Annotated in this window: 16 protein-coding genes, 1 tRNA gene and 1 riboswitch; of the genes, 5 read left to right on the forward strand and 12 right to left on the reverse strand. The window is 71.7% G+C overall.

The window, feature by feature from the left end:
* Positions 1–39: 39 nt before the first annotated feature.
* Positions 40–1,422 carry a cryptochrome/photolyase family protein gene (locus AC0I8G_RS22550; RefSeq protein WP_471731939.1) on the reverse strand — a complete coding sequence of 461 codons (1,383 nt, stop codon included), beginning with the start codon at positions 1,420–1,422 and terminating at the stop codon, positions 40–42.
* Positions 1,423–1,573: 151 nt separating this feature from the next.
* On the opposite strand from AC0I8G_RS22550, the gene AC0I8G_RS22555 reads away from it, so the two are divergent.
* From AC0I8G_RS22555 to AC0I8G_RS22575, 5 genes are all read left to right on the forward strand, one after another.
* Positions 1,574–2,257, forward strand: coding sequence for a metal-dependent transcriptional regulator (locus AC0I8G_RS22555; RefSeq protein WP_328295296.1), 684 nt, complete (start codon positions 1,574–1,576; stop codon positions 2,255–2,257).
* Positions 2,258–2,561: 304 nt separating this feature from the next.
* A riboswitch (cyclic di-AMP (ydaO/yuaA leader) is annotated at positions 2,562–2,743 on the forward strand.
* A 2-nt stretch (positions 2,744–2,745) separates the two neighbouring features.
* Positions 2,746–3,609, forward strand: coding sequence for a C40 family peptidase (locus tag AC0I8G_RS22560; RefSeq protein ID WP_471731941.1), 864 nt, complete (start codon positions 2,746–2,748; stop codon positions 3,607–3,609).
* Positions 3,610–4,021: 412 nt separating this feature from the next.
* Positions 4,022–4,516, forward strand: a complete 495-nt coding sequence (locus AC0I8G_RS22565; protein ID WP_380157485.1) for an HNH endonuclease — start codon at positions 4,022–4,024, stop codon at positions 4,514–4,516.
* Positions 4,517–4,625: 109 nt separating this feature from the next.
* Positions 4,626–4,961: a hypothetical protein gene (locus AC0I8G_RS22570; protein WP_328295299.1), complete on the forward strand. Its 336-nt coding sequence runs from the start codon at positions 4,626–4,628 to the stop codon at positions 4,959–4,961.
* A 7-nt stretch (positions 4,962–4,968) separates the two neighbouring features.
* Positions 4,969–5,184 carry an RNA-binding S4 domain-containing protein gene (locus tag AC0I8G_RS22575; RefSeq protein WP_471731943.1) on the forward strand — a complete coding sequence of 72 codons (216 nt, stop codon included), beginning with the start codon at positions 4,969–4,971 and terminating at the stop codon, positions 5,182–5,184.
* 36 nt (positions 5,185–5,220) lie between these two features.
* Here the strand turns inward: AC0I8G_RS22575 and AC0I8G_RS22580 are convergent, their stop codons facing one another.
* The 11 genes from AC0I8G_RS22580 to AC0I8G_RS22630 all read right to left on the reverse strand — a co-directional run bounded on the left by AC0I8G_RS22580 (position 5,221) and on the right by AC0I8G_RS22630 (position 18,343).
* The gene (locus AC0I8G_RS22580; protein ID WP_471731944.1) at positions 5,221–6,177 is read right to left on the reverse strand and encodes a D-2-hydroxyacid dehydrogenase family protein; all 957 of its coding nucleotides are present in this window, start codon (positions 6,175–6,177) and stop codon (positions 5,221–5,223) included.
* On the reverse strand, positions 6,174–6,956 hold the full coding sequence (locus AC0I8G_RS22585) for an aldo/keto reductase (protein WP_471731946.1): 783 nt from the start codon (positions 6,954–6,956) through the stop codon (positions 6,174–6,176). Before AC0I8G_RS22585 ends, AC0I8G_RS22580 begins: the two co-directional genes overlap by 4 nt.
* 40 nt (positions 6,957–6,996) lie before the next feature.
* Positions 6,997–7,884, reverse strand: a complete 888-nt coding sequence (locus AC0I8G_RS22590) for a carbohydrate ABC transporter permease (protein WP_471731947.1) — start codon at positions 7,882–7,884, stop codon at positions 6,997–6,999.
* Between the two features lies 1 nt (position 7,885).
* On the reverse strand, positions 7,886–8,854 hold the full coding sequence (locus AC0I8G_RS22595; RefSeq protein WP_471731948.1) for a carbohydrate ABC transporter permease: 969 nt from the start codon (positions 8,852–8,854) through the stop codon (positions 7,886–7,888).
* A gap of 59 nt (positions 8,855–8,913) precedes the next feature.
* On the reverse strand, positions 8,914–10,215 hold the full coding sequence (locus tag AC0I8G_RS22600) for an extracellular solute-binding protein (protein ID WP_471731949.1): 1,302 nt from the start codon (positions 10,213–10,215) through the stop codon (positions 8,914–8,916).
* Positions 10,216–10,397: 182 nt separating this feature from the next.
* The gene (locus AC0I8G_RS22605; protein WP_471731950.1) at positions 10,398–12,110 is read right to left on the reverse strand and encodes a hypothetical protein; all 1,713 of its coding nucleotides are present in this window, start codon (positions 12,108–12,110) and stop codon (positions 10,398–10,400) included.
* 67 nt (positions 12,111–12,177) lie between these two features.
* Positions 12,178–12,250 (reverse strand) — tRNA-Arg (locus AC0I8G_RS22610).
* A gap of 79 nt (positions 12,251–12,329) precedes the next feature.
* Positions 12,330–15,182, reverse strand: coding sequence for a glycoside hydrolase family 2 protein (locus AC0I8G_RS22615; RefSeq protein ID WP_471731951.1), 2,853 nt, complete (start codon positions 15,180–15,182; stop codon positions 12,330–12,332).
* Positions 15,183–15,210: 28 nt separating this feature from the next.
* Positions 15,211–16,101 (reverse strand): carbohydrate ABC transporter permease, encoded by an 891-nt coding sequence (locus AC0I8G_RS22620; RefSeq protein WP_471731952.1) that lies wholly within the window; start codon positions 16,099–16,101, stop codon positions 15,211–15,213.
* A complete protein-coding gene (locus AC0I8G_RS22625) occupies positions 16,098–17,018 on the reverse strand; it encodes a carbohydrate ABC transporter permease (RefSeq protein WP_471731953.1) in 921 nt (306 codons plus the stop codon). Before AC0I8G_RS22625 ends, AC0I8G_RS22620 begins: the two co-directional genes overlap by 4 nt.
* Entirely contained in the window at positions 17,015–18,343 is a 1,329-nt protein-coding gene (locus AC0I8G_RS22630) for an ABC transporter substrate-binding protein (RefSeq protein ID WP_471731954.1), read from the reverse strand. The genes AC0I8G_RS22625 and AC0I8G_RS22630 overlap by 4 nt, the downstream gene beginning before the upstream one ends.
* Positions 18,344–18,395: the final 52 nt, after the last annotated feature.

Here is an 18,395-nt window from a genome sequence, read left to right on the forward strand (position 1 = left end):
GAGCCCCGACCCTGAGCCCCGACCCTGAGTCCCGGTCGTTCAGCCCTTGACGCGGGCGTAGTCCTCGAGGGCGACCTGGCGTTCGTGGGCGTGGTCGACGATGCGCTCGGGGTACCCGTGCTCGTAGCCGCCGGGCGCGTCCCAGGGGGTGTGCGCGGACTTCCCCGCGAGGTGGCGCAGCTCCGGCACCCAGCGGCGGACGTAGCTGCCGTCGGGGTCGAACTTCTGGCCCTGGGTGATCGGGTTGAAGATCCGGAAGAACGGCGAGGCGTCGGTCCCCGACCCCGCGACCCACTGCCAGCCGTGGTTGTTGCTGGCGAGGTCCCCGTCGCGCAACCAGTGCATGAACTCCCGCGCCCCGGAGCGCCAGTCGACGTGCAGGTCCTTGACGAGGAAGCTCGCGACGATCATCCGGACCCGGTTGTGGACCCACCCGACGGAGCGCAGCTGGCGCATCCCGGCGTCGACGACGGGGAACCCCGTGCGCCCTTCGGCCCAGGCCGTGAACGACTCACCCACGGGTTCGTAGTTCATGGCCGCCAGTTGCGGTCGGTAGTACTCCCGGGCGGACTCCGGGCGGTTCCAGAGCACGTCGGCGTAGAACTCCCGCCAGCACAGTTCCGTCCGGTAGGTCTCCGCCCCCACCGACCGCTTCGCGCGCAACGCGGCCAGCAGGGTCCGGGGGTGCAGCTCACCCCACTTCAGGGCGTGCGAGAGCTGGGAGGTGCCGTCGTGGTCGGGGCGGTTCCGTTCGCCGTCGTAGTCGGCCAGGGCGCCGTCGAGGAAGTCGTGCCAGCGCGCGAAGGCGGCGTCCTCGCCGGCCTCGGGGAGCTCCAGGTCGCCCAGGTCCGGTTCGGCCGGCCAGTGGGAGCCGTCGACCCCCGCACCGTCGTGCACCCAGTCGACGTCACCGGGATCGGCGGCGGGCGCGGGCCAGCCGTGCTCGTTCCAGGCGCGTGAGAACGGGGTGAAGACCTGGAACGGCTTGCCGGAGCCGTTGAGGATGGTCCCGGGCCCGATGGCGTAGGGCGTCCCGGTGCGGACCAGTTCACGGTCGTGACCCGCCAGGGCCGTCGCGACCGCGTCGTCGCGCCGACGGCCGTAGGGGCCGGCGTCGGCGCTGACGTGCACCCGGCGGGCCCCGACCCGTGCGGCGACGTCGTTCACGACCTGCGCCGGGTCGCCCGCTTCGACCACGAGGTTGCCGTCCAGGGACACGTCGAGCGCCCGCAGCGAGCGGAGCAGGTAGGCGCGGCGGACGTCCCCGGAGGGCTTCCAGAGCGCGGGGTCGATGACGAAGAGCGGGAGCACCGACCCTTCCGCCGCCGCGGCGAGCAACGCCGGGTGGTCGCTGAGGCGGAGGTCCCGACGGAACCAGAGCACGCTGGTCCTCGGGTCACGGTCCTGTTCGCGGGCGGCCACGCCGGGACGCTATCCGCGCGTCCGCCGCCCCGCCCGGTGGAGGCCCGGTGGAGGTGGCGCCCCGACCCGTCGGACGCTCTGCGCGAACACGCCCCGAACGCCCCGGGGTCAAGGGTGCGACCACCGGTCGCGATGAACGATGATGGGCACCGTGAGCGATCTCATCGACACCACCGAGATGTACCTCAAGACGGTCTTCGAACTGGAAGAGGAAGGCATCGTGCCGATGCGCGCTCGCATCGCCGAGCGGTTGCACCACTCCGGCCCGACGGTCTCCCAGACCGTGGCGCGGATGGAACGCGACGGGTTGCTGCACGTGGGCACCGACCGACGGCTGGAGCTGACCGACGCCGGCAAGCAGAAGGCGATGCGGGTCATGCGCAAGCACCGCCTCACCGAGCGCCTGCTGACCGACGTCATCGGACTGGAGTGGAGCCTCGTCCACGAGGAGGCCTGCCGCTGGGAGCACGTCGTCTCCGAGGAGGTCGAGAAGCGCCTCGTGGCGATCCTGGACCACCCGCACTCCTCGCCCTACGGCAACCCGATCCCCGGCCTGGACGAGCTGGGGGAGGAGTGCTCTACCGAGGACTTCCGCTCCGGCGTGCAGTCGCTGAGCAGCCCCGAGCTCGAAGGACGCTCCGTCGTCGTCCGGCGCCTCGGCGAACCGCTGCAGACCGACGTCCCGCTGCTGGCCCGCTTCCACGCCGCCGGCCTGGTCCCCGGGGTCGAGGTCGTCGCGAAGTCGTCGGCCTCCGGCGTCGAGGTCGCGGTGGGCGAGGGTGTGGTGGACCTCACGTCGGCCGAGGCGTCGCACATCTTCGTCGCGCTCAGCTGACCCCGCCCCGACCCGGGACCCCCCGACGACGCGGGGTTCCGGGCCCGGGAACAGCCCGGACAGCCGCCTGCCCGCCCTCCCGCGGGTGATCTGTGACGGAGGGTGAAGGCCGACGTCACCCGTTCGGCCCCCGGCGTCGTCCGCTTCTCGTTCCCAGTCGTCACTCTCCGTAGATCAAGCCCGACGCGTCGTCACGTCCCCGGCACCAGTTCGTCACCGGGTCGTGACATTCGACCGTGGATCGGGTTATGGTCCACCCGCATCCTCGACAGCGCACGCGGATGCCCTCACGTGGACGCCGAGCCCTGCCACCACGCCGAGGTCCCCCGAGACATTTCATGGCAGGGGTGGGGGAACCACGTTTCCCGGGCGGAGCACGACCACCTGGTCGCGCCGAGTCCTTGGGGTGAAGCCGGTGCGAACCGGCCGGGGGATACTCCCTCCCGAACCCGACAGCTCACCTCGCAGGCGTCGGAGAGGCCACCACCTTGACGACTCGCGTCCAGGCGCGCCACCGCGCCGCCGTTCGTGCCCGTACCCCCCTGACCGACCTGTCCGACAGCGTCGCCCGCACCGCCGGCGGTGCCGTCCGCACAGGTGCGGTCGCCGCCGCCGCCGGTGGTCTGCTCGTCTCCGTCGCTCTCCCCGCGAGCGCCGTGACCAGTGCAGCCCCGGCCGCCGTCGGCTCGAGCGTCGCCTCGGTGGCGACCGCCGTCCCCGCCGCCTTCGGCGCCACCGCCGTCGGCGTCGTGTCGGCCCCCGCCACGGTGAGCACCCTGTCGAGCACCGCGACGTTCGCTGCCGCCCCGGCCGCTGCGCCCGTCATCGTCGCCGCCCCGGTCCTCACCCGGGCCACCCGCACCGCGGACGCCGTCCCGGTCGTGGCCTCCAGCGTCGCGGAGAACGCGATCGTGCCGGAGCCCGCGCCCGTCGTGGCGGCTCCGGTCGCGGCGCCGGCCCCGGCTCCCGCGCCCGCCCCGGTCCAGGCCTCGCTGGGTGCGCGCATCCTCGACGTGGCCGACGACTACGCCGGTGTCCCCTACGTCTACGGCGGTACCACCCCCGCCGGCTTCGACTGCTCGGGCTACACCAGCTACGTCTACCGCCAGGTCGGCGTCGAGATCCCCCGGACCGCCGCCGCCCAGAAGTCGGCCGCGGCCACGATCTCCCGCGGCGACGCCGTCCCCGGCGACCTCGTCTTCTTCAGCAACGGTTCCGGCCGTGCCTTCCACGTGGGCATCTACGCGGGCGGCGGGATGATGTGGGACGCGCCGCGGACCGGCAAGCCCGTCCAGCTCCGCGCGATCTGGAGCGACGCCGTCACCTTCGGTCGCCTCGCCGCCACCGTCTGATCGAGGTACGTCACCGATCGGCGAGTGATCGGCGCTCGGGCACGCAGGAACGGCGCTCGTCGCGTCCACCGTGAGAGGCTCCCGCCTCCGACGGTGGTGCGGCGGGCGCCGTTCTCGCGTTCGCGACCCGGCCGATCCGGGTCACCTCCCCGGTTCCGGCGCGCCCGGTGGGATTCACGGGAAAGTTGCTGACTCCACCACCCCTCGCGACGTAGGGTGCCGTCAACGACGACGGCACCCACGGAGGTCCGATGACCAGGCGTCACGGCGGCACAGCCACCGTGGTGCCCCACGCCCTCCAGCAGCACGCGGAGCACCACCACCACGTGCACCACCACCATGTGCACGTCGTCGCTCTCAGAGGCGCCCTCCCCACCGGGGACGGCGCCTCTCGTCGTCCCAGGAGGTGGATGTGCGCACGCTCGTGCTGAACGCCGGCTTCGAACCGCTGGCGGTGGTGTCCTTCCGCAGGGCACTCGTCCTCGTGCTCGCCGGGAAGGCGTCGGTGGTCCTCGCCGACGCCGACCCCGTCGTCGGCGCGACGATGAGCCTCGAACGGCCCTCCGTCATCCTGCTCACGCGTTACGTCCGCGTCCCGCGCGGCCAGGTCGTCCCGGTCAGCCGGCGTGGCGTCCTGCGACGCGACCACCAGCGCTGCGCCTACTGCCGCGGCCACGCGAGCACCGTCGACCACGTCCTGCCGCGCAGCCGCCGCGGCCCGGACAGCTGGGAGAACCTCGTCGCCTGCTGCGTGCGCTGCAACAACGCCAAGGGTGACCGCACACCCGAGGAGATGGGGTGGAGCATGCCGTTCCGGCCCGCCGCCCCGCGGGGCGCGTCCTGGGCCGTGCGGGGGGCCGAGACCCCCGACCCCCGCTGGGACGAGTTCCTCGCCACCGCCGCCTGACCTCGCCACCGCCGCCTGACCTCGGCCCCGCCGGCAGGACGACGGACGGCGTCCGGGGTTCCGCCCTGCGGATGACGAGGACGGCGCGGGTGGGTGCGACGCTGGGGGCATGGACGAGAACAAGAGGCAGGGCGAGTCGATCGACGCGGTGCTGCGGGGTCTGCTGAAGCAGGGCCGGCTGGACCCGGGGGCCGAACGCCTCGCAGAACAGGGCATCGACCGGCTGAAGGCGTTCCTCGGCTCGACCCCGGGGGCTCGGACCACGACCGGGACCGAGGTTCCCGAGGACGCCGAGGTGGTCGTCCCCGGCGGGCGGGAGATGCTGATGCACACGATCCCGCTGCCCGACGGCACCCGGGTCGAGGTCCTGGTGCCGGAGCGCCTCACCCGGGCCGAGGCCGATCGGGTCGCCGGTGTCCTCACCGCGCTGGCCGTCGATGAGTGAGGTGGCGGTGGAGACGATCGACGTCGAGGTGACCGGGATCGTGCGCCTCGGGCAGTTCCTCAAGCTCGCCGGCGCCGTCGACTCCGGGGGGGAGGCTCGCGAGGTCCTCCAGGCCGGGGAGGTGACGGTCAACGAGGAGCCCGAGGACCGCCGGGGTCGTCAGCTCTCCGACGGTGACGTCGTCGCCCTCGGCGAGGGGTCCTGGCGGGTCCTCGTCAACTGAGGGTCAACTGAGGGTCAACTGAGGGTCAACTGAAGCTCAGCCGAGCACCCGCACCGGGCGGCCCGCCCGCCACGCCGTGACGTCCTCGACGGCGTCGAGGTACATCCGGCGGTAGGAGTCCTGCGTCACGTACCCCGTGTGCGGGGTCAGGACGGTGTTCGGGGCCTCGCGCAGCGGGTGGTCGAGGGGCAGGGGTTCGACGTCGTACACGTCGAGCCCCGCCCCGGCGATCGTCCCCGCGTGCAGGGCCGCCACGAGCGCGTCGGTGTCCACGACCGGGCCCCGCGAGGTGTTCACCAGGAACGCCGTGGGCTTCATCGCGGACAGTTCCGCCGCACCCAGGAGACCGCGGGTGCGCTCGGAGAGCCGGGTGTGGACCGAGACGACGTCGCTGCGGCGCAGCAGGTCCGCCTTCGAGACGGGTTCCACGCCGAGCTCCCGGGCCTGCGACGGGTCGAGGTGCTCCGACCACGCGAGGACCTCCATGTCGAAGGCCTGCGCGATCCGCGCGACCCGGCGGCCGAGGTTGCCCAGCCCGATCGTGCCGAAGGTCAGCCCGGCCAGGTCCAGCCCCACGCCCAGCTGCCAGTGCCCCGCCCGGAGGCCCGCGTCCTCGGCCGGGACCCGCCGGGCCAGGGCCAGCACGAGGGCCCACGTGAGTTCGGCCGTCGGCGTCGCGGTCGTCGGTGTGCCGGCCATCCCCGTCCCGCAGACCAGGACCCCGTGGCCCGCGGCCGCGGGCAGGTCGATCGCGGCGTTGACCATCCCTGTCGTCACCAGCAGGCGGAGGTCGGGCAGACCGGCGAACTCCGCCGCTCCGAACGGTGTCCGCTCGCGCATGGCGACGACGACCTCCGCGCCGGCCAGGCGTGCGCGCAGGGCGTCTCCCGCGAGGTGCTCGTGGACGAAGTCCACCTCGCCCAGACCCGAGAAGTCGGCGAACCCCGCGGCCACCCGCTGGTAGTCGTCGAGGACCACCACGCGCCGGTTCACCCGCGCCCCAGCCCGTCGATCGCGGTGACCTCGTCGTCGGTGAGGGCGAAGCCGCCGACGTCGAGGTTGGTGGCCTGCCGGCCGGGATCACCCGACTTGGGGATCACGACCACCCCGTGCTGCACGTGCCAGCGCACGACGACCTGCTCGGCGCTCACGCCGTGCGCCTGCGCGACGGCGGTGAGGACCGGGTCCTGCAGGCTGGTCGCCTTGAACGGGGAGTACCCCTCCAGGACGATCCCGCGGTCGAGGTGACCCTGGAGCAGGTCCGCGTCGAAGAGCCGCGGACCCCACTTCACCTGGTTCACCGCGGGGGTCACCCCGGTGGCCGCGGTGAGCTCGTCGATCTGGGCGAGGGAGTGGTTGCTGACGCCGATGGCGCGGACCTGCCCGCGCTGCTGCGCCGCGACGAACCGTTCCCAGACGTCGGGACGGGCCCGGCCCTCCGGCGGCCAGTGGATGAGCCACAGGTCGAGGACGTCGCGGCCCAGCAGTTCGAGGCTGCGGGCGAGGAACTCGTCCTCCCGGCCGGCGTGGTCCTGGCGCAGCTTGGTGGTGACGACCACGTCGTCACCGTCGTCGTGGCCCGCGATCGCCCGGCCGACCTCGGCCTCGTTCTCGTACATCGTCGCGGTGTCCAGCAGGCGGTACCCGAGGTCGAGGGCGCTGCGCAGCGACCGCTCACCCGCGGCACCGCGCAGGCCGTAGGTGCCGAGCCCCACGAGGGGCAGGTCGAGCGTGCCGTCGAGGGTCCGGACGGGAGTGCGGGGAGTGCTCACGCGGGGACGCTACGACCCGCGGGAGCCTCCCGCACCCCGCTCAGTCCTTGAGGCCGGCGTTCATGTCGGCGTTCATGACGTAGCGCTGGAACACCAGGTAGATGACGACGAGCGGCACGATCGAGATGACCGAGGCGCCGAGCAGGACCGACCAGTTGACGTTCTGCGCCCCGACGATGCTCTGGATCCCGATCTGGAGCGTGAACTTGCTCGGGTCGTTGAGGACGATGAGCGGCCAGATGTAGTCGTTCCAGCGCCACTGGAAGGAGAAGATCGCCAGGGTGATCATGATGGGGCGGGCGATCGGCAGCATGACGCGGACGAAGGTCGTCAGCTCGCTAGAGCCGTCGATGCGGGCCGCTTCGAGCAGCTCGTTCGGCACCGTGGAGAAGAACTGCCGGAACATGAAGCAGCCGGTGGCGGTGATGATCGAGGGGACGACGATCCCGGCCAGGTGGTTGTAGAGCCCCAGGTCGCGGATGACGAGGAACGACGGCGACAGGATGACCTCGGTCGGCAGCATCGTCGTGGCGAGGATGCACATGAAGAACGCCTTGAGCCACCAGTTCTGGTACTTGGCCAGGGCGTAGCCCGTCATCGCGCTCGCCAGCACCGTGAGGACGGTGGTGCTGACCGCCACGATGAGGGTGTTGGTGAAGTAGCCCGCGAAGTTGAAGCTCGTCCAGGCCTGCTCGTAGCCGGCGAACGTGGGGTTCTTCGGCAGCAGCGTCAGCGGGTAGGAGAAGAGGTCCCCCGCCGGCTTGAACGAGGACAGGACGAACCACAGCACCGGGAAGCCGTAGAGCACGGCGAGCAGCCACAGCAGGACGGTGGCCCCGACGGTGCGGCCCGGCGAGCCGCCCTCGCGGATCCGGGTGCTGCGGCGCAGAGCCGGTGCCTTGGGGCGCGGCAGCGAGGAGAGAGCCATCTCACGCCTCCCGGCGTCGGTTGACGAGGACCTGGAGCAGGGCGATGCCCATGAGGACGGCCATGAGGACGAACGAGGCGGCGCTGGCGTAGCCGATCTGGCCCTGCTGGAAGCCCGTCCGGAAGATGTACTGGACGACGAGGTTGTTCTCCGTGCCCGGTCCACCGCCGTTCAGGGACTGCAGCAGCGCGTACTCCTTCATGGCCCCGAGGCTGCCGAGCAGGATGACGATGAACGACGTCGGGGCGATGCTGGGCAGCGTGATGTAGCGGAACCGCTGCCAGGACGTGGCCCCGTCGATCGAGGCGGCCTCGTAGTAGGAGGTCGGGACGTTGCGCAGCGCCGCGACGAACAGCAGCATGTTGAAGGCCGTCCCGCCCCAGGCGCCGGCGATGGCGACGATGACCAGCGACAGGTTCGCGTTGGACTGCCACGGGACGGCCGAGCCGCCGAGGGAGGTGATGAGGAAGTTCACCAGCCCGAAGTTCTCGCCGAAGATCCACCGCCAGATGACCCCGGCGACGATGGGGGAGATGAGCCAGGGGATGAAGAACAGCACGCGCGCGACGGTCTTGCCCTTGGCGTGCGGGCTGGTCAGCAGCGTCGCCATGGTCAGCGACAGCACGTAGTTCAGCGGCACCGACATGACGGCGAACAGGACCGTCCGGCCGAACGCCGAGTAGAACCCGGCGTCCCCGAGCAGTTTCTGGTAGTTGGCCAGGCCCACCCAGGGGGCCGAGCCGACCCCGGTGTAGCTGGTGAAGGAGTAGTACAGCCCCGTCAGCGCCGGCCAGACGAAGAACAGGAAGAACAGGACGACGTTGACGCCGACGAACAGCAGGGGCGCCAGGCGGTAGCGCGCCGCCCGTCGGCGGTTGGAGCGGCCCGCGGAGGGTCGCGGAGCCCGCACGAGGGCGGCGGGGTCGGTCCCGACGGCGGCGGGGACCGGACCCGGTGCGCTGGGGGTCATGGAACCTCCTGGGGGATGGTCCCGGACCCGGGTGCGAGCCCGGGCCCGGTCGGGTGACGTCAGGCGATCTGCTCGTTCAGCAGCTTGACGATGTTGTCCGCGGTCTGCTGCACGGTCTGCTGACCGTTGATGGCCTTGCCCATCTCGTCCTTGGTGGGGTCGGTCGTGATGGCCTTGCCCGCCAGGGTCAGCTTCTCACCCGCGTCGCTGCCGGAGGTGGAGATCGCGTCGGCGAGCTCGATCTCCTTCTGGTAGAGCGCGTAACCGTCGAGAGCGGCCTGGTTGGTGCCGGGGTAGGTGATGGCGAGGTCGTTCTCCACCGGCAGCCAGCCGTTGGTGGCGGCCACCTTGGCGTAGTTCGTCGGGTCGAAGAGGAATTCGACGAACTTCATCGCCGCGTCCTTGGTGTCGCCGTTGTCGAAGGCGACGATCTTGCCGCCGCTGTTGATGTCGGTCGCCTGCGTCGGCTGGGCGGGGGTCGGCACCGAGGCCCACTCGAACTGGGTGATGCTCTCGGCGAAGTCGGCGACCTGCCAGACGCCGGAGAAGTAGGCGACGACCTGGCCGCTCTTGAACAGCGCGTTCGGGTCCGCTCCGGAGGTCCAGACCGACTTGGGCATGACCACGTCGTCGTTGATGTCGACGAACTTCTGCAGGACCTGGACCGTCGCGTCGTCGACGCTGTACTCGGTGCCCTTGGAGTTGAGCTGGAAGCCCTTGGCCCCGTGCTCGTAGACGAAGGCACGGATGCGGGCGGGGGAGGCGTCGTAGACGAGGTCGTACTTGGCGCCGGTGGCGGTGCGGACCTGGGTGGCGGCGGCCAGGAAGGCGTCCCACGTCCACGTGCTCGCCGGATCCGTCGGGTAGGCGACACCCGCCTTCTGGAACAGCGAGGCGTTGATGAACAGCCCGGCGGCGGTGATGTCGGACGGGATCGTGAGGATCTTGCCGTCGTCCGTCTTCTGGTAGAGCTTGGTGTCGATCTTGTTCGTCGAGCTGGTCGCGATGGACGTCAGGTCCTGCAGCTTGTTGGTCCAGATCGGGTCCAGCGACGGGGCGCTCGCGACGTCGGGCAGCGAGTCGGCCTGCGCGGCCTGGCGCAGCTTGGTCTGGTAGCCGTCGTAGGGGACGTTGACGATCTCGACCGTGATGCCCTGCTTGGTCTTGAACTCGTCCGCGAGGTCGTAGTAGCCCTTGGCCTGGGCGTCGCTGGCCGACAGCCAGAAGGTGATCTTCTTGGCGTCCCCGCCGCCGCCCGACGCGGAGTCCCCTCCGCCGCAGGCGGTCAGAGCCGAGCCCGCGGTGGCCGCGGCCAGCGAGCCGAGGAGGATGGAACGACGACTGGTGGTGAACTCGCGCATGGTTGGACGTCCTCGTCTCCGGTCACGAACCGTCCCCTCGACTCCGGCGGTGGAGCCCGGCCCCGGGGACCGGGGGAGGTGACGGCGCTGCCCCTGGGGAGCAGCAGCAGTCCCGGCAAGTTAGGCGGAAAGCCCTTACCTCGTCAAGTGCCGAGAGCCGCTGGAGTCGGGATGACTTCACGTCAGAACATGTGCACACTGACGTCCGTCGGACCGCTGCCCCCGCGTACGTCGGGACGACCCCTCACCCCAGCGCCCGGAGGACTGATCGCGTGCACCCCGACCCCGCTCCCGAACTCCTCGACCGCGGGTTCACCGACCTGCTGGTCGCCGACCTCGACCGCAGGGTCGCACAACTCCTCGCCGGCCGGGCGGGAACGCTCAGCCCGCTGGCCCACCGCGAGACGACCGCCCGGCTGAAGTCCCTCGTGGCGGCCTGGTCCCACCCGGGTTCCGAGCACCACCACGACGACCGGCTGCTCCCGCCGGCCGACGGGCTGCTGGGACAACTGGCCGCGGCGCAGACCCCCAGCGGCCTCTTCGACAGCTCCAACCTCGCCTCCCCGCCGGACACCGCGTTCACGGTCAACGACCTCTGCCTCACCGCCGAGCTCGCCGGCCGGGAGGAGGCGCTCACCGGGATCGCGGACGGGCTGCGCGAGATCGGGCGCCGCACGCTGCCGCCCCTGCTCACGGGCGGCGTCCACACCCCCAACCACCGGTGGGAGCTCGCGAGCGCCCTGGCCCGCCTCGACGCGCTGCTCGGCCACGAGCCCGCCGTCCGCGCGCGGGTGGAGGAGTGGCTGGCCGAGGGCGTGGACCAGCAGTCCGACGGGATGTACTCCGAACGGAGCCCGCTCTACGCCGGTGCCGTCACCAACCCCTCGCTCCTGGTCCTCGCCGACCTGCTGGACCGCCCCGACCTGCTCGACCCGGTGCGGCGCAACCTCGAGGCGTTCCTGCCCCTGCTCGACGAGGACGGCCTGCTGGAGAGCGTCCACTCCCGGCGTCAGGACCAGCACGAGGTCGGCCACCCCGGTACCGCGTTCGTGCTGCCCTACCGGCGCTTCGCCCTCGAGGAGGACCGCCCCGACTTCGCCGCCGCGGCCCGCTCGCTGCAGCGCCACGGTGTGGACGGTCGCCACGGCCTGCCCGAGGTGATGGCCCACCCGCGGCTGGGGCTCGCGCTGCCCGCGGGACCCGAGGAGTGGCGCTGGAGCGGCGCTGCGTTGCTGCCGGACTCCGGCCTGGCGGTCGAGGCGAGCGGTCGCACCCGCGCCGTCGTCTTCGGCGGCAGCGACCAGCCCGCGGTGCAGAGCGTCCGGTCGGGAACGGCCAACACCGCCACCTTCCTGCGCTTCCGGCACGGGTCGGCCGTCGTGCAGTCGCTGCGCCTCTCCAGCGACTTCTTCGGGCTCGGGCCGTTCCGCAGCGAGACGCTGGAACCCCGCGACGGCGGCGGGTACGTGCTGCGCCAGCGGTTGCGGGCCGGCTACTACCAGCCGCTGGCGGCGGCCGACCGCGATCCCCTGGGCGCGTACCCCCTGGGGGACGAGGGCCGCTTCCACGCCGCGATGGCCTTCGAGCGGCGTGCCGTCGACGCCGTCGAGCTGGACACCGAGGTCGAGGTCCTGCCCGGCCCGGACGGGGTCGAGGTGGTCGTGCGTACAGCCGGGGCCGCGACGTCCTTCGCGCTGGAACTGTCCCTGCGCCCGGGTGGCACCCTGGAGGGCGCCGAGCAGGTGTCGGCGGACACCTACCGGCTCACCGGTGAGCGCTGCCGCTGGACCGTGGGGAGCGACGTCCTGGAGATCGGCCCGGGCGGCGGGGACGGTCCCGCCCAGCCGGCCCACTACTCGGGCGGAGAGCAGTACGAGTACCTGCGGGGCGGTCACGACGCGGAGGGGGTGCGCCTCTACGTCACCGGCCGGACCCCGGGGACGGTGCGGCTCTCGCTGCGGGTGCGCTCGGAGGGACTCGAACCCCCAACCAACCGGGTAGAAACCGGTCGCTCTATCCATTGAGCTACGAGCGCTGGTGCCGCCGTCGTGGCCGGCGCGCCCACCCTAGCGAGTGGGCGCGGGCCACAGGGTACGTCCGGCGGCACCCGTGCGTCAGACGGGTGCCAGCACGGCGCGGACCTCGTCGGGGGTGAGCTCCGTCGCCGGGGCGAAGGCGTCCCCGGCGACGTAGGCCAGCAGCGAACGCCGGAAGGCCGTGGCCGCGGGGGAGTCGTCGAGGGTGAGCGTGCAGACGACGAGCCGGCCCGCCCCCACCCGGGTCTCCAGCAGGACCCCGAGGCGCCGGGCGGAGAACCAGGTGTCGATGGGCTGCACCAGCGGGCGCAGACCCGTGGGCAGCCCGTCCAGCACGAGGGCCTTGGCGCCGTGCAGCAGGTTCCACCACTGCCAGTCGGTGTGTCCCTGCGAGGGGAAGCCCGCGAAGAGCGGGTGCCCCGGGTCGTGGGTGATCCCCAGCGTGTGCGGAGCCTGGTTCCGCGTCCACGCGGTGTTCCAGAACACGGGGGTGAAACCCAGCTCGACCTCCGTGCGGACCCGGGCCGGGTCCGGGGTCAGCAGCACCGTCGCGCCCGCGGCGGTGAGGCGCAGCGCCTCCTCGACGTCGGCGGTCCGGGTCACCTCCGGCTCCGGGTCCGGCGCAGGAGCGTAGACCCACAGCGACCAGTCGTTCTCGTGGACGGTCCCACCGCTCGCCCGGACGCGGACCACGAGCCGCACCTGGCGGGTGCGTTCGCTCCACCCCGGCTCGAGCGTCACCGTGCCCAGCCGCGCGTCGTTGCCGTGGGGGACCTCGCCCCGGCTCAGCACCCCACCGGCCAGCACCGAACCCTCGGTGTCCTCCACCCGCCAGGAGACCTCCGCGTCCAGGACGCCCGGCCCGAAGTGGGCCACCTGGACGTCGAAGGAGAACGCCTCGTCGGTGCGCAGGGTCCGCCGGGGCAGGCGGGCCAGCGGCACGACGGGACCGCAGAACCGGGCGAACTCCGCGGCGGTGGCGTAGGGCTTCTCGTCCCAGAACGCGTCCAGGACCCCGACCAGGGCCGTGCCCTGACCCGGGAAGTCGTTGAGCCCCAGCAGGTGGAAACCCGCGAAACCCGGCGTCCGCAGCGCCGTCTCGACCTCCTCCTTGTAGCAGAGCAGCTGCAGGCGACCCGACGCGTGCAGGAACTCCTCGGCCTGGTCGGCCATCCCGCTGCGGCGCAGGAAGTCGGCGAAGATCCCGGAGTTCCTCGGCTGCATCAGCCCGGTGTACTTCGCGGCCTCCTGGAAGTCCGGGTACGCGCACCACTGACCGACCTCGTGGCTGACGACCGGTCGCGCTCCCGCGGTCACGAAGGCGGAGTGGTCCGACTCCGTCTCCGGCGGGGTGGCGTTGAGCCGGGAACCGAGTCCCTCCCCCCACCGGTGCAGACGGGGGTCGGGCACGTTGTCGAAGTCGTTCTCCGGGATCGCCGGCCACCCGGCGGCACTCGTCCACAGCCGGCGGGGATCGAGACGCCGGAAGTGCGCGACCCAGGCGCCCAGGAACTCCACGTCGCGCCCGGCCGGTTCGTTGCCGTGCGCCATGGCCACGAACGAGGGGTGGTTCCCGTAGGCCTCGAGGATGCGTTCGGTCTCCTCGTGGAGGAAGCGGTCGACGGGGCGCCCCTCGCCGAGCGCGGCGCCCTGGTTCGCCCAGACCGGGCCCTCGACCTGCAGGAGGACGCCCTCGAGGTCGGCGGCGGTGAAGGCCGCCTCCGGTGGGCACCAGGAGTGGAAGCGCACCAGGTTCAGGCCGTGCGCGCGGACGGTGCGCAGGACCCGGCGCCAGGGTTCCACCGCGGTGGGCGGGTACCCCGTCAGCGGCCACACCGCGGACTCCAGGGTGCCGCGCAGGAACGTCGGCCGGTCGTTGACGGTGACCTGCGTCCCCCGCACCCCCACCTCGCGCAGGCCGAAGGTGGTGCGCCGCGTGTCGTGGTCCCGGCGGTCGCGCACCGTCGCGAGCAGTTCCACGGTCACCTCGTAGAGGGCCGGGTGGAACTCGTCCCAGGTCTGCGCGTCCGCGCCGAGGGGCAGGTCGACGTCGAGGTGGCCACCGCTGCCGGTCATCCCGCGTTCGCCGAGGTCGCGGGGGTGGTCGGTGAGTTCCTGGGCCCCGTCGGAGTCGTAGCTCGCGGTCACGGGTGGCGGGACGTGCTCCCCGGGGACGTTGAACCGCCGTGCGGAGACGGTCACCGTCCCGTGGCCGACGCCGAGCGGTCCGCCGGCGAGGTCGACCCGGACGCGGGCGCTGCGGCGCGCGACGTCGGGGACGACGGTGACGCGCCGGATCGTCACGGATGGGACCGCCTCGAGGCGGAGTTCCCCGACGACCCCGTTCCAGTTCCCCTGGGTGTGGTCGCTGACGCTGTGGGCGTTCGGGCCGACGTCGACGACGGTGCGGTTGTCGATCCGCAGGGTCAGCACGTGCCGACCGGGTTGCAGCTCGCCGAGGTCGTGGCGGTGCGGGGTCGAGAGGCTGCGCTGCGGACCCGTCCGGCGGTCGTCGAGCCAGACGACGGACTCCCAGTGCACCCGCTCCAGGTGCAGGACGACCCGCCGCCCGGCCCAGTCCGGGGGGACGTCGACGGTGCGCTGGAACCACACCGCCCCGCGGTAGCACGTGTGCGGTTGCAACCAGAAGGGGACCGAGACGTGCCCGTCCTCGCGGTAGGGCGCGTACCGCTCGTCCTCGTAGAAGGACCGGTCGACGACGAGACCCGTCCAGGGGGTCTCGAGGGTGACGGGATCGCCGAACCCCTGCTCCTGGACGGACCCCGGCAACGTGAGTTCCCGGGTCGCGACGGCGTCCAGGACCGCGGGGCGGTACCAGCGTTCGTGCTCACCGACCTCGTCGGGGTCGAGGGCCGTGCGCCAGTGGCCGCTCAGGTCGAGGACGTGGTGATCGGGTACGTCGTCGGGCATCGTGGGTTCTCCGATCGGTGGTGGGTCGTCAGCTCTTGACCGCACCCGCGGTCAGCCCTTCGAGCAGTTGCCTGCGCAGCAGCACGAACACGACGAGGCTGGGGATCGCGGCCAGGACCGAGGCCGCGATGACCATGTCGATCTGGCGGCTCTGCGCGCCGTAGAGGGCCTGGATGCCCAGCGGGAGGGTGAACCGGTCGGGGTCGGAGACGATGACCAGGGGCCAGATGAAGCTGTTGTAGCTGTTCAGGAAGTTCCAGACCGCCAGCGCACCCAGCGCCGGGCGCATCAGCGGCAGGACCATCTGCAGGAAGGTGCGGAACTCCGAGCAGCCGTCGAGGCGTGCGGACTCGAGGATCTCGTCCGGGACGCTCTGCTCGATGAACTGCCGCATCATGAAGATGCCGAAGGCCGGGGCGACCCAGGGGACGATCAGGGTGACGAGGGGTTCGGTGACGCCGCTCTTGACCAGCACGATGAACAGCGGGACGACGATCACCGCGAACGGCACGGCCAGCGAGCTGAACATGACGTCGAAGAGGATCCGCTTGCCGCGGAACTCGTACTTCGCGAAGCCGAACCCCGCCAGGGCGCAGACGAAGACGGCCACGACGGTGGACAGCACCGCGACCAGCGTCGAGGTCGCGAACCAGGACCAGAACGGCTGGGTGGAGAGCAGGTTGCGGTAGTTCTCCAGGGTGGCGGGGGAGGGCAGCAACGACGGCGGGTAGCCGAAGATGTCACCCCGGGCCTTGAACGAGGCCGACAGCGCCCACAGCAGCGGGAACACGAAGACGGCCACGAGGACGACGAGGACGACGTAGAGCGCGACCCGGCCGGGGGTGAGCGGTCGGCGGGTCCGCTGCGGGCGGGGCGACGGCGCGCGGACCGCCGGGTCCTGCTGGACGGTGGTGCTCACCGGGTACCTCCCACTCCGAAGACACGGTTGGCCGTGCGGCCCAGCGCGAACACCAGGACGAACATGACGACGCCCGCGGCGGCGGCGTAGCCCATCTGCTGCCGCTCGAAGGCGGCGCGGAAGATGAACTGGGCGACCGACAGCGTCGACTCGCCCGGACCGCCCTGGGTCAGCAGGTACGGTTCCTCGAAGATCTGGGCACTGCTCACCAGGGTCGTGACCGCGACGAACGCGGTGACCGGTCGCAGCACGGGCAGGGTGACGGCGAAGAACGTCCGGACCGGTCCGGAACCGTCGAGGGCGGCCGCTTCGTAGAGTTCCCGGGGGACGTTCTGCAGACCGGCGAGGAAGAAGATGGTCATGTAGCCCGTCCACTTCCAGACGACGAGCAGGACGACGCTGAGCTTCGCCCACGACGGGTCGCCGAGCCAGTCGATGCCGCCCCAGCCGAGGACGCCGCGGAAGAAGGCGTTGAACAGGCCGAACTCCCGGTCGTAGAACAGGGTGAAGACCAGGGCGATGACGATGGGCGAGAGCACGACCGGGGTGAAGTAGGACAGCCGGAACAGGTCCCGTCCGCGCAGTCCGCGGGCGTTGAGCGCCTGGGCGATGAGCAGGGCCAGCGGGAGGACGACCAGCATGCTGACGGCGACGTAGATCGCGGTGTTCCCGACGGCGGTCCAGAAGCTGGTGTCGGTGAACAGCCAGCGGTAGTTCTGCAGACCGACGAAGGTCGGGCTGCCGATGCCGGCCCAGTCGGTGAGGCTGAGGTAGGCCCCGACCCCGATCGGGACGATCATGAAGAGGCCGTAGAGGACGAAGAACGGGGAGATGAAGACGTAGGGGGCCCGGCTGGGGGTCACACCCGTGCTGGTGGGGGTGACGGTCGTGGTGGGCGGGGCGGTCGTGGTGGTCATTCCCAGGCCTGCTTCCGGTAGCTCTCGACGGAGTCCGCGATGGCCTGCGCGGCGGTGGTGCGCCCGCGGATCGCGGCCTGGACGGGCCCGGCGAGCGCGGACTGGAGGATCGCGTAGTTCGGGCTCTGGTAGAACGCGGGAAGGTCGGTGGCGGCCTCGCCGAGGACCTCGAACACGCGCTGACCCCCGAGGTAGTCGTCCTCGATGGCGAGCAGTTCGGGGTCGGAGTAGAGGGACCGGAAGGTCGGGAGGTAGCCGGCCGCCCTGTAGCGCAGCAGCTGTCCCTCACGGGTGAGGTAGGTGGCGGTGAGGAGTTCCTTCGCCGCCTCGGTGTTGACCTTGTCCTTGGTGACGGCGAACCCGGTGCCGCCGGAACTGGAGGCGATGTGCCCGCCGCCGGCGAAGCGGGGGGCGACGCGCATGCGCCACAACCCCTTCTGGTCCGGGGCGTTGGCCTGCAGGCCGTAGGCGTTGTACCAGTTCGGCATGAACGTCCCGATCAGCTGCCCCTGCTTCAACGCCGCCGCCAACGGGGCGCCGTAGGCGTCGGGGAGGTTGATGAGCGCCCCGCTGGCGACGCCGCGGGCCATCCAGTCGACCGTCTCCACGGCCTCGGGGGAGTCCAGGACCAGCCTCCCGTCCGCGTCGAAGAACCCGCCCCCGCGTTGGAGCAGCCACTGCAGCAGGGAGTTCGCGGTGTCGCCCGGGGTGCCGGTCCCGACCATGGCCAGCGACTGCCCGGTCCTGCGGTGCAGCGCCGCGCCGACCTCGAGGAGGTCCTCCCAGGTGTCGACGTCGGTCGGGAGACCGTTCTTCGCGAACTCGTCCTCGCGGTACCAGTAGATGCTCAGGCAGGTGTCGGACTCGATCGCGTACACGCCACCGTCGACGGAGTAGGGCTGCCGGCGCAGCAGGTCGTCGCCGTACTGCTCGAGGTCGTCGGTCCAGTCCACGAGGATGTCGCCGGCGACGCCGCTGCGCATGACGCGGTTGAACTGCCCGACCTCGATACCCGTGAGGTCCGGGGTGCCCTTGCCGACGATCGCCTGGTTGATGAACCGGGTCATGACGTCGCCGGCGGCGCTCTGGGTGACCTGGACGTCGTAGCGGAACGGGGACGTCGTCGAGAGTTCCTCGGCGGACTCGGTGAACGTCTTCACGTACCCGGGGTCGTGGGTCCACATCTGCAGGTCCACGGCGCCGGACGACGCCGCGGGACCGTAGGCCGCGTCCGCGCAGCCGGCGAGGGAACCCGTCGCGGCGAGTCCGGCACCGGCCAGGAAGGTCCGGCGGGAGGGGGTGGGCTGGGGCCATCGGGTCTGCATCGCGTCCTCGTCGACTCGGGGGGTGGGTGTCACGGGGGACCACGCCGTGGGT

The sequence above is a fragment of the Kineococcus sp. AC630 genome (genome assembly GCF_979255925.1).